Source organism: uncultured Christiangramia sp., from assembly GCF_913046405.1.
In the GTDB taxonomy this organism is placed as follows: Bacteria; Bacteroidota; Bacteroidia; order Flavobacteriales; family Flavobacteriaceae; genus Christiangramia; species Christiangramia marina.
Genome location: NZ_CAJWRQ010000098.1, coordinates 1 through 11,143 on the forward strand (window position 1 = coordinate 1; position 11,143 = coordinate 11,143).

The 11,143-nt window shown below is 40.5% G+C and carries 11 protein-coding genes and 1 riboswitch; of the genes, 10 read left to right on the forward strand and 1 reads right to left on the reverse strand.

The window, feature by feature from the left end; genetic code table 11:
• On the reverse strand, nt 1-377 hold a 377-nt coding region (prs, locus tag QZ620_RS11675; protein ID WP_366935463.1), incomplete at its 3' end, for a ribose-phosphate diphosphokinase.
• Nucleotides 378-562: 185 nt separating this feature from the next.
• On the opposite strand from prs, the gene cobA reads away from it, so the two are divergent.
• The 10 genes from cobA to QZ620_RS11725 all read left to right on the forward strand — a co-directional run bounded on the left by cobA (nt 563) and on the right by QZ620_RS11725 (nt 11,016).
• Entirely contained in the window at nt 563-1,303 is a 741-nt protein-coding gene (gene cobA / locus QZ620_RS11680) for a uroporphyrinogen-III C-methyltransferase (protein WP_295181846.1), read from the forward strand.
• A gap of 1 nt (nt 1,304) precedes the next feature.
• Nucleotides 1,305-1,898: a bifunctional precorrin-2 dehydrogenase/sirohydrochlorin ferrochelatase gene (locus QZ620_RS11685; protein ID WP_295181822.1), complete on the forward strand. Its 594-nt coding sequence runs from the start codon at nt 1,305-1,307 to the stop codon at nt 1,896-1,898.
• Complete coding sequence (locus QZ620_RS11690) at nt 1,891-2,955, forward strand: NAD(P)/FAD-dependent oxidoreductase (protein ID WP_295181824.1); 1,065 nt, start codon at nt 1,891-1,893, stop codon at nt 2,953-2,955. The genes QZ620_RS11685 and QZ620_RS11690 overlap by 8 nt, the downstream gene beginning before the upstream one ends.
• A gap of 68 nt (nt 2,956-3,023) precedes the next feature.
• Nucleotides 3,024-3,446, forward strand: a complete 423-nt coding sequence (locus QZ620_RS11695) for an OsmC family protein (protein ID WP_295181826.1) — start codon at nt 3,024-3,026, stop codon at nt 3,444-3,446.
• 8 nt (nt 3,447-3,454) lie between these two features.
• Entirely contained in the window at nt 3,455-3,952 is a 498-nt protein-coding gene (locus tag QZ620_RS11700; protein WP_295181828.1) for a hypothetical protein, read from the forward strand.
• A gap of 85 nt (nt 3,953-4,037) precedes the next feature.
• Nucleotides 4,038-4,141, forward strand: a riboswitch (SAM riboswitch).
• A 51-nt stretch (nt 4,142-4,192) separates the two neighbouring features.
• Nucleotides 4,193-5,206, forward strand: coding sequence for a homocysteine S-methyltransferase family protein (locus QZ620_RS11705; protein ID WP_295181830.1), 1,014 nt, complete (start codon nt 4,193-4,195; stop codon nt 5,204-5,206).
• A gap of 1 nt (nt 5,207) precedes the next feature.
• On the forward strand, nt 5,208-7,886 hold the full coding sequence (gene metH / locus QZ620_RS11710) for a methionine synthase (protein WP_295181832.1): 2,679 nt from the start codon (nt 5,208-5,210) through the stop codon (nt 7,884-7,886).
• A 272-nt stretch (nt 7,887-8,158) separates the two neighbouring features.
• Entirely contained in the window at nt 8,159-9,115 is a 957-nt protein-coding gene (gene metF / locus QZ620_RS11715; RefSeq protein ID WP_295181835.1) for a methylenetetrahydrofolate reductase [NAD(P)H], read from the forward strand.
• A 51-nt stretch (nt 9,116-9,166) separates the two neighbouring features.
• Nucleotides 9,167-10,270 carry an acyloxyacyl hydrolase gene (locus QZ620_RS11720; RefSeq protein WP_295181838.1) on the forward strand — a complete coding sequence of 368 codons (1,104 nt, stop codon included), beginning with the start codon at nt 9,167-9,169 and terminating at the stop codon, nt 10,268-10,270.
• A complete protein-coding gene (locus QZ620_RS11725; RefSeq protein ID WP_295181841.1) occupies nt 10,267-11,016 on the forward strand; it encodes a head GIN domain-containing protein in 750 nt (249 codons plus the stop codon). The genes QZ620_RS11720 and QZ620_RS11725 overlap by 4 nt, the downstream gene beginning before the upstream one ends.
• The last annotated feature ends 127 nt before the right edge of the window (nt 11,017-11,143 follow it).

Below are 11,143 nucleotides of genomic sequence, written 5' to 3' on the forward strand. Positions count from 1 at the left end.
GGTATGTCAAAGAATCCTTGAATCTGCCCTGCGTGCAAGTCAACTGTTAAAACTCTTTCAGCTCCTGCTGTTGTAATTAGATTGGCAATTAATTTTGCTGATATTGCAGTTCTACCTTCGTCTTTTCTATCCTGCCTTGCGTAACCAAAATAAGGCATTACAACAGTAATACGTTTTGCAGACGCACGCCTGGCAGCATCAATTGCAATTAACAATTCTATAAGATGATCATTTGTTGGAGGTGAGGTAGATTGAATAATAAATATATCTTCTCCTCTAATGTTTTCATTGATTTCGACAAATATTTCATTATCTGAAAAATTACTAACTGAAGCATCACAAAGTTTAATACCAATATTATCAGCTAATGAACTGATTTGGTTTTGGTCTGCAAAAGGGCGGAGGCTGGGTTTCTAATAGGTGGGATAAATTGTTTAATAAAGCAAATCAGTCACCGACCATTGAGGCTTTGAAAAACCTAAAGAACGAGGCTTATCAGCAAACCAGGGAATTGGGAATAAAATTTGAGAGTGTTTTACTGGATACATATAGAAGAATTGGAATGTATGGTGATGAGGTTGAGGGTGTGAGAATCGGTGGGGCGATGGATGAAGGCTACGATGCACTTATTAATAGAGTCCTATTGGAATATGCACCCCAGGCGAAACATATTTTCGTAGGGAAACGAAAGGATAAGCACCGATTTTCTCAGGATGAGATCAATGAACTAATTGTGAAATATGCTGCAGAAAAAGGTCATGTGGTAAGACTTAAAGGAGGAGATCCATTCATCTTCGGAAGAGGGTCTGAGGAGATCAACTATGCGCGAAAGCACGGACTGGAAACTGAGGTTGTTTCTGGAATTACTTCTTCTATAGCGGTACCGGCGAATGTTGGAATTCCGCTGACACAGAGAGGCACTTCTGAAAGTTTCTGGGTAATAACAGGAACCACTTCCCAGAAGACATTATCTAATGACGTGCAATTGGCAGCACAATCTACGGCAACCGTAGTAATCCTCATGGGAATGGGGAAATTGAAGGAGATAGTAGAGATCTTCAGTGCTTTTGGAAAGCAGGATGTGCCTGTAGGAATTATTCAGAATGGCACTACTATAAATGAAAATTCCGGATTTGGAACGATAAAAACTATTGAGAAGATAGTTTCAGAAAAAAATCTGGGAGCACCGGCGATCATCGTGATTGGTGAGGTCGTGAAGGAAGCGAATGCTTTACAGACTGTTTTTCAAAACGTGAAAAGTCTTCCGAAGCAAAAGGAATTTGTAAATATTGGAGCTGCTTAGAATGGAAGAAAGAAACGAACTATACCCGGTTTTTTTAAAAGTAAATCAGCTAAATATCCTGATTGTTGGAGGTGGCAATGTAGGTCATGAAAAGCTTCATTTCCTTTTCAAATCCAGTCCTCATGCGAAGGTCGAGGTGGTCGCAAAATGGTTTCTTCCCGAAACTGAAGCGCTTGCCAGAAAACACGGAGCTAAATTGACGAAGGGAAGGTATAAACGAAAATATCTCAAGAAGCGACATTTTGTGATCGCTGCAACAAACGATGCAAAACTTAATAAAAGGGTGTATAAAGATGCAAAAAAGAGATTTTTACTGGCGAATATCGCAGATACACCAGAGCTATGCGATTTCTATATGGGCGGGATCGTAAATAAAGGGCATGTAAAAATCGCCATTTCCACAAATGGCAAATCACCAACTACCGCAAAGCGTTTACGACAGTTTTTTGAAGAAGTGATTCCCGAAAATGTGAACGAAATGGTGGAGAATTTGAATGAATATCGAAAATCCATTAAAGGTGATTTCGAAGCCAAAGTGGAACAAATGAATAGTATTACTGAGTCTTTAATATATAAAAAGGAGAAAAATGATTAAAACAGATATCCTGATCATTGGAGCAGGACCCACAGGATTGTTCACCGTATTCGAAGCGGGACTTCTAAAACTAAAAACACATCTTATTGATGCCCTGCCTCAACCAGGCGGACAGTGTTCTGAGATCTATCCTAAAAAACCTATTTACGATATTCCGGCGTTTCCAGAGATCCTTGCGGGTGATCTGGTTCAAAATTTAATGGAGCAAATAAAACCTTTTAAGCCAGGTTTTACACTTGGCGAGCGAGCAGAAACTCTGGAAAAACTGGATGACGGGACTTTCATTGTAACCACGAATAAGGGAACTCAACATCATGCACCCGTTGTTGCAATTGCTGGCGGACTTGGTTCTTTCGAGCCACGGAAACCTCCAATTCCCAACATGGCAGATTTTGAAGATAAGGGAGTATCTTATTTCATTAAGGATCCTGAAGTATATCGCGATCGAAAAGTAGTAATTGCCGGTGGCGGTGACTCTGCTTTAGACTGGGCTATTTACCTAGCAGATGTTGCTTCAGAAGTTGCCCTGGTACACAGAAGAGAGGAATTTCGTGGTGCGCTGGATTCTGTAGAAAGGGTTTCAGAATTGGCTAAACTTGGAAAAATTGAAATGATCACCAATGCCGAGGTTGTTGGTTTAAAGGGTGAAGATCAGCTGGAACAGGTTGTGATTCGCCATAAAGACAAGGCACGCGGAGAGGAATTCAGAAGTGTTGATGATTTTATTCCGCTTTTTGGATTATCGCCAAAATTAGGGCCAATTGGAGGCTGGGGACTGGAAATTGAAAAGAATGCCATCAAGGTTGATAATTCTTATGATTATCAAACCAATATCCCCGGGGTTTATGCCATTGGCGACGTAAATACCTATAAAGGAAAACTAAAATTGATTTTGTCTGGCTTTCATGAGGCGGCGATCATGTGTCAGAGTGCTTATCAACGAATTTATCCGGATAAGAAATATGTTTTAAAGTACACTACTGTTGGAGGTGTGGAAGGATTTGACGGAACTAAAAAAGTAGCGAAACGAGAAGTGGTTAAAAGTATTAGTGTTTAGAAGATCTTAGTAACTAAGGTTACTCTTCAGAAGTGTGAGAATTCCTATATTTATTGAAAATTTTAAAAATGAAGATCAGCTTAAAGAGAATCAACGAGAATTACCTTTTCGAGACGGTAAATGAGCGCGGGAATATAGTATTGCTGGATAACAAATCTGATGAGGAGCCAAAAGGGGCGAGTCCCATGGATCTGCTGCTTAGGGGAATTGCGGGTTGTAGCAGTATAGATATTGTGATGATCCTGAGAAAGCAAAATCACGAGCTGGATGATCTTCAGGTTGAGGTGGATGGTTATCGTGAAGATGGCGCTATTCCTAATGTTTTCAAAAAGATTCATCTTGATTTTATTCTGAAGGGTGACGTTCCAGCAGCAAAAGTGGAGAGAGCAGTAAAACTATCGATGGATAAATATTGTTCAGTTTCGAAAATGCTGGAAAAAGCTGCGGAGATATCTTATAGTGTAAGCCTTAATTCTGAAAAAATCCTTTAGTGAATTCGTTGGAAACGAAAATTGTAAAAACCTGGGATCCCTCCTGGAATGTCCGTATTCTGGTAGCCCTATTATTGCTGGGTAGCGGTGTGATCGCGTATGTCTGGAAACCGGAAAATCCCTGGCTGTTACATTCCGCACATGTGGTTTATGTTATCTGCATGGTTATCGCACTAGGGCAAAGTTTTTTAAAACCAAGGACTTTAGGCTTATTAAAGATCACTCGCGATGAGATCATTATTGAAAAAGAGAACGAATCAAAAACATATAAGATCACAGAATTACAGGATCTTGGTTTTGACTATGTAGGATATGCCAGTTTCTGGAAATACACGATCTACGGAAATAGGAACCATATATATTTTACCCATAGTTCTGGAGAAAAGAGAGATCTTGAAATTACTCTTTCCAACAAGGAAATGAAAGAAGAATTTAAATCATTTCTGAAGGAATTAAGTGAAGATAATTTACTGAAGGTTCAGCAAAGCGGAAATTTCTCTTCTTAATTATCAGATTAATTTTTTGCCAAAAGCCTTGGTTTTTAGAGGCTGAACCCTATATTTGTCCCCTAAGTTCATTGTTTACTAACAATCGTTATCAAGAAAGGTTGAGGGATTAGACCCTGTGAAACCTTAGCAACCCTCCTTTGGAGAAGGTGCTACATTCTACTGAGTTCAGTCTCGGATAGATAACAATCAGAATTCTTTCCAGTCTTCTTTTTTTGATATCGTATTATTTGAATAATCATGTCGAAATTAGAAGAGTTACTCTCTCAAAAAATATTAATACTAGACGGTGCCATGGGTACCATGCTTCAGGAATATAAATTTTCTGAAGAGGATTTCCGCGGAAAACGTTTTGCCGACTGGCCCGTTTCTTTAAAAGGAAATAATGATTTGCTTTCCCTTACTCAACCTGAAGCTATTGCCACTATCCATCGAAAATATTTTGATGCCGGAGCCGATATTGTAGAAACCAATACTTTCTCCGGAACTACCATCGCCATGGGCGATTATCAAATGGAAGACTTCGTTTACGAGCTTAATTTGGAATCGGCCAGGATCGCCAAAGGTGTGGCAGAACAAGTGACAGCTGAAGATCCCTCAAAACCAAGATTTGTAGCGGGAGCAATTGGTCCTACCAATAAAACGGCGAGTATGAGTCCAGATGTAAACGATCCCGGCTATCGCGCCATTTCTTTCGATCAACTTCGAAAAGCATACAAGCAACAGGCGCAAGCGCTTATTGAAGGAGGAGCAGATGTTCTTCTCGTAGAAACCGTTTTTGACACGTTGAATGCGAAAGCTGCTCTTTTTGCGATCGAAGAATTAAAAGAGGAATTGAATGTTGATATTCCAATTATGGTAAGCGGTACGATAACCGATGCTTCCGGAAGGACATTATCCGGTCAGACAGCCGAAGCTTTCCTTATTTCGGTTTCACATATTCCTTTATTAAGCGTTGGTTTTAATTGTGCTTTGGGAGCAAAACAATTGACTCCGCATCTGGAAGTTTTGAATAGATATGCGAATTCTGGTGTTTCAGCCTATCCCAATGCCGGACTGCCAAATGCGTTTGGAGAATACGATCAGGATGCACAGGAAATGGCCTCGCAGATCAAAGAATATCTGGAAAAAGGTTTGGTGAATATTCTTGGTGGATGCTGCGGTACAACTCCAAAACACATTAAAGCAATTGCTGAAATTGCTTCGAATTACAAACCGCGAGTTTTACCACAACTTCAATCTGAAAGCGCTTAATATGTCAGAAATAAGACCTTTAAAACTTTCCGGACTTGAACCTCTGGTGATCACGCCGGATAGTAATTTCATCAATGTTGGTGAAAGAACCAACGTCGCCGGATCTAAAAAATTCCTTCGGCTCATCAAGGAAGAAAAGTTTGATGAAGCATTGGATGTCGCTCGCGAACAGGTGGATAATGGCGCCCAGATCATCGATGTAAATATGGATGACGGACTGATCGATGGCAAAGAAGCCATGGTCAAATTCCTGAATCTGTTGGTGGCTGAGCCGGATATTTCTCGTGTTCCTATAATGATAGACAGCTCAAAATGGGAAATTATTGAAGCCGGACTTCAGGTGGTGCAGGGCAAATGCGTGGTGAATTCCATTAGCCTTAAAGAGGGAGAACAGGAGTTTATAGAAAATGCCAAAAAGATAAAACGTTATGGTGCCGCCGTGATCGTAATGGCTTTTGATGAAACCGGACAGGCAGATAATTATGAACGCCGAATCGAAATAGCGAAGCGGTCTTATGATATTCTGGTGAACAAAGTAAAATTTTCACCCGAAGACATCATTTTTGATCTCAATATTTTCCCGGTGGGAACGGGAATGGATGAGCATAAAAGAAATGCCATCGATTTTATCGAAGGTACGCACTGGGTAAAGGAAAATTTACCGCATTGCAGTGTGAGTGGTGGAGTTAGTAATGTTTCTTTTTCTTTCCGCGGGAATACCCCGGTTCGCGAAGCGATGCATTCGGTATTCCTATATCATGCGATCAAAGCCGGAATGAATATTGGGATCGTGAACCCTTCAATGTTGGAAGTCTACGATGAGATTCCGAAAGATCTGCTGGAGCATGTGGAAGATGTGATTTTGGATCGTCGGGAAGATGCTACCGAGCGTTTACTGGATTTTGCTGAAAATGTCGTTGGACGAAAAAAGGAAAATAAAGTAGATCTGTCCTGGCGTGAAAAACCTTTGCAGGAAAGAATTACGCATGCGCTCGTAAAAGGTCTGGACGCCTATATTTTAGAAGATATTGAACAGGCCCGTATTGAAGCAGAAAAACCTCTGGATGTGATCGAAGGTCCTTTGATGATCGGGATGAATGTGGTTGGTGATCTCTTTGGAAGTGGAAAAATGTTCCTTCCGCAGGTGGTGAAATCGGCAAGGGTGATGAAAAAAGCAGTCGCACATCTGCTTCCTTATATCGAAGCCGATAAATCGAATAAAAGACAATCGGCTGGAAAGGTTTTAATGGCTACGGTGAAAGGCGATGTACATGATATTGGTAAGAATATCGTGGCGGTTGTTTTAGGTTGCAACAATTATGAGATCATAGATCTTGGTGTGATGGTGCCTCCGGAAAAGATAATCGAAACGGCCAAAAAAGAGAATGTAGATGTGATTGGTCTTAGCGGACTCATTACTCCGTCGCTGGATGAAATGGTTTTTCTGGCAAAGGAGATGGAGCGGCAGGAGTTTTCTGTTCCGTTATTGATTGGTGGTGCGACCACTTCAAAAGCACATACGGCGGTGAAGATTGATCCACAATACAAACATGCAGTAGCGCACGTCAATGACGCTTCCCGTGCCGTTACCGTGGTCGGAGATCTTTTAAAAGAAAGTTCCCGGGAAAAATATAAGTTAGAACTGAAAGACCAGTATGAAGTTTTCAGGAAGAATTTTAGCAAGAGAAGTAAGGTCAAGTCTTTTCTGAACATTGAAGAAGCCAGAAAAAATAAATTCCAGATCGACTGGGACAAAACCGAAATCTTTAAGCCGAATAAACCGGGAATACAGATCATTGAAGATTTTGACCTGAAAGAACTGGTGGATTATATAGACTGGAGTCCGTTTTTTAGAAGCTGGGATCTGCATGGTCGCTATCCTGATATTCTGAAAGATGAAAAGGTTGGGGAACAGGCGCAAAATTTATTTGATGATGCGCAGGTTTTACTGCAGCGTATTTTATCTGAAAATCTACTGAAAGCAAAAGCGATTTTTGGTCTTTTTGAAGCTAATTCAGTGAATGAGGATGATATTGAAGTGAGCTACTCTGAAGATTCAGAACATAAAACTGCGATTTTTAGAACACTTCGTCAGCAATTGAAGAAGCATGGAGATCAGCCAAATTTCGCCCTGGCCGATTTTATAGCGCCGAAAGATTCGGGAATTCAGGATCATATTGGATGTTTTTGTGTGAGTACCGGTTTTGGAACCCATGAATTAGCCGTACAATTTGAAAAAGAGCATGATGATTATAATTCGATCATGATCAAAGCTCTGGCCGACCGACTTGCGGAAGCCTTTGCAGAATACCTGCATAAACAAATTAGAACTGAAGATTGGGGTTATGCTTCCGATGAAAATCTGAGTAATGAAGACCTGATCAAAGAAAATTATAAAGGTATCCGGCCAGCACCTGGTTATCCTGCATGCCCCGATCATCTGGAAAAACTAACGATCTGGGAGGTTCTTAAAGTAAAGGAAAAAATTGGCGTAGAGCTTACCGAAAGCCTGGCGATGTGGCCCGCGGCCAGTGTAAGTGGTTATTATTTCGCCAACCCTGAAGCTAAATATTTTGGACTGGGAAAAATCAAAGATGACCAGGTTAAGGATTATGCTGAAAGAAAAGGAATTGATTATCGCAAAGCTGAAAAATGGTTAAATCCGAATATAGCGGACTAGTACTGAGTATTTAGACCAACAGGAAATTAGAGAATTCATAAAAGATATCAGAGAAGCTGAAGTTATTCAACTCCTTGAATTATAGATTTCGGCTTCTCTGAAGATTCTGAAACAGGTTCAGAATGAAAAAAAGTGTGAGTGAAAATCTGCGTTAGGGATTGCAGCGGCATCCTTTTAGTGCGAGGCTGAGCCTGTCGAAGCATCGAGCTAAAAGATACAGCGAAAAGCCCGGCCCGAAGGGCAACGCACAAATTAACATTATTACCAAAATCATGAAGATTACCGAACATCTGGAGAAAGCAATAGGAGAAACAGTATTCTCCTTTGAGATCCTTCCGCCTTTAAAAGGATTTAATATCAATTCTATTTACGAAAATATCGATCCTTTGATGGAATTTAATCCGCCATTTATAGACGTGACTTATCATCGTGAGGAGTATGTGTATTCTGAACGTGAAAACGGACTCCTGGAGAAAAAGATTGTTAGAAAACGGCCCGGAACTGTTGGGATCTGTGCGGCTATCCAAAGCAAATATGGAGTGGATGCGGTACCTCATATTCTTTGTGGAGGTTTTTCAAAGGAAGACACCGAAAATTTTTTGATCGATCTGGATTTTCTTGGGATCAAGAACGTAGTGGCACTTCGGGGAGATGCAGTAAAAAGCGAAACTTATTTTAAGCCGGAAGCAAACGGACATCAATTTGCCAGTGAACTGGTGGAACAGATTAGGGATATGAACGAAGGTAAATATCTGGATGAGGTCATTGAAAAAGGACATAACACAGATTTTTGTATAGGCGTTGCTGGTTATCCGGAAAAACATATGGAGGCTCCAAGTATAGATTCTGATGTTCGGCGATTAAAACAAAAGGTAGATGCTGGTGCAGAATATGTGGTGACCCAGATGTTTTTTAATAATCAGTGCTATTTCGAATTTGTTGAAAAATGCCGCGATCAGGGGATTAACGTGCCTATTATTCCGGGATTGAAGCCATTGGCGACTAAAAAACAATTAAGTTTACTGCCGCATAGATTTCATGTGGATCTTCCGGAAGCCCTGATTCACGAAGTTGAAAAATGTGAAAATAATCAAGAGGTCCGGCAGGTTGGTGTAGAATGGTGCATCCAGCAAAGCAAAGAATTGATCAAAGGTGGAGCGCCTGTTTTACACTATTATTCCATGGGGAAAAGTACCAATATCAGGCAGATTGCTGAAGCGGTTTTCTAAGTTCAAACTCTAACGGAATAATATTCGTAAATATGTTAGATTTGTCTCCGTATGAAAAGAATTCTCCCCGCTCTCCTCATGTTTTTCAGCTTGTACATACAGGCACAGGAAGAAAAACCTGAAAAATATTATTCTTTCGATGGCAGTTATTTTTATGGGAGTATCCTCGAACATAACCCGGATATTGCACATTTGATCGATGAACATCAGGAAGGTTTTTTACTGAGCGTGAACCGGAAAACCTACGGACTCGAAAAATGGGAAAGCAGGTACAATTATCCTGATTTTGGATATTCTTTTATCTATCAGAATATGAAAAATCAGTATCTCGGTGAGAATTATTCTGTTTACGGTCATTTTAGTTTCTATTTCCTGCAGCGATTGCTGATGTTTAGAATTGGTCAGGGGATTGCATACACCACCAATCCTTACGATCCTGATAACAATTATCAGAATAATGCTTACGGCACCCGCTTTTTAAGTTCTACATATTTAATGGGGAATATTCATAAGGAAAAGATCGTGGGTGGACTGGGACTGAATGCCGGAGTTACCATAATTCATTATTCGAATGCAGATATGGGTTCTCCAAATCATAGTACCAATACCTTCACATTTAACGTAGGGCTTAATTACCTGCTGGATCATAAGGAACATCCTGACTATATTCCAAGAGGAGAGGAGGAAAAATATACCGAACCTTTTCATTATAATTTCGCTGTTCGAAGTGGTGTGAACACTTCAGGGGTGATTGGTTCTCCAAGGCTGCCATTTTTAACGGTTTCAGCGTATGCAGATAAAGTCCTGAATCATAAAAGTACGCTACATGGAGGAGCAGAGCTTTTCTTTTCAAGATCTTTGGAAGAATTTATCAGGTATCAGTCTATAGCATTTCCGCAGAAAGGTACTTCAGGCGATGAGGATGCTAAGCGAGTGGGATTATTTTTGGGTCACAAACTCACTTTTAATAAAATGTCCCTGATCACCCATCTTGGGTATTATGCTTACTATCCCTATGATGATTATGTAGATAGAGTTTATAACCGAATGGGTTTGCAACGTGATTTTTCTAAAGACTGGTGGGCTTCGGTCACAGTTAGATCCCATGGTGCAAATGCGGAAGCAGTAGAATTTTCGATAGGTTACAGATTATGAAAAAACTGATATTTTTATTCTTCGGAATAGTACTCTGGAGTTGTGATTCTGAAGATGCCAATGACTGTTTTCAGAAAGCTGGCGCGATCACTTCTGAAGAAATAGTGCTTGAAAGCTTTGACGAGATCCTGGTTTATGACAAGATTAAATTGTTTATTGAGCAGGGAGAATCGCAAAAAGTGGTTGTGGAAACCGGTGAAAATCTTCGAAATGAGGTTTCGGCTAAAGTGATTGATGGTCAGTTAATTTTACGAAATGAGAACGATTGTAATTTTGTGCGCGATTTTAATATCACCAAAGTTTATGTCACTGTTCCCGATCTTACTTACCTGAGACATGCAGGAAATTTGATGATAGAAAGTGTAGGAACTCTGCGCTTGGATGAGCTTTGGCTGGTTTCCGAAAATCAGGATAAAGACATTGAGGTTTATACCAACGGTGATTTCAAACTGGATCTTGAAGTAAAGAACTTCCGGATTACCAGCGATAACTATTCCCATTTCTTCCTTTCCGGAAGCGTAGAAAATTTTGACGGCTTCTTTGCAGCAGGAGATTCCAGGCTGGAAGCAAGAGACCTTGTCGTACAGCATTACGACCTACTACATCGTGGGACGAATAAGTTGATCGTTAATCCGCAGCAATCATTAAAAGCCGATCTTTTTAGTTATGGCGATATTATTTCTGTAAATCGACCGCCAGAAGTTAATGTGACCGAACACTTCGAAGGCAGATTGATTTTTGAATAGTTCAATGATTTTTCTGGTTTGGGCGTTGCCCTTCGGGCCGGGCTTTCCGCTTTATCTTTTAACACGAAGCTTCGACAAGCTCAGCCTGATGTTAAAAGTATGCCGCTGCAATCCCTAACGCAAACAA

What these genes read in the sequence shown, in the direction of transcription:
- QZ620_RS11695 (WP_295181826.1), top strand. Translation starts at nt 3,024, where the DNA reads ATGAAGATCAGCTTAAAGAGAATCAACGAGAATTACCTTTTCGAGACG.
- QZ620_RS11685 (WP_295181822.1), top strand. Translation starts at nt 1,305, where the DNA reads ATGGAAGAAAGAAACGAACTATACCCGGTTTTTTTAAAAGTAAATCAG.
- QZ620_RS11705 (WP_295181830.1), top strand. Translation starts at nt 4,193, where the DNA reads ATGTCGAAATTAGAAGAGTTACTCTCTCAAAAAATATTAATACTAGAC.
- QZ620_RS11720 (WP_295181838.1), top strand. Translation starts at nt 9,167, where the DNA reads ATGAAAAGAATTCTCCCCGCTCTCCTCATGTTTTTCAGCTTGTACATA.
- cobA (WP_295181846.1), top strand. Translation starts at nt 563, where the DNA reads ATGTATGGTGATGAGGTTGAGGGTGTGAGAATCGGTGGGGCGATGGAT.
- metF (WP_295181835.1), top strand. Translation starts at nt 8,159, where the DNA reads ATGAAGATTACCGAACATCTGGAGAAAGCAATAGGAGAAACAGTATTC.
- QZ620_RS11725 (WP_295181841.1), top strand. Translation starts at nt 10,267, where the DNA reads ATGAAAAAACTGATATTTTTATTCTTCGGAATAGTACTCTGGAGTTGT.
- metH (WP_295181832.1), top strand. Translation starts at nt 5,208, where the DNA reads ATGTCAGAAATAAGACCTTTAAAACTTTCCGGACTTGAACCTCTGGTG.
- QZ620_RS11690 (WP_295181824.1), top strand. Translation starts at nt 1,891, where the DNA reads ATGATTAAAACAGATATCCTGATCATTGGAGCAGGACCCACAGGATTG.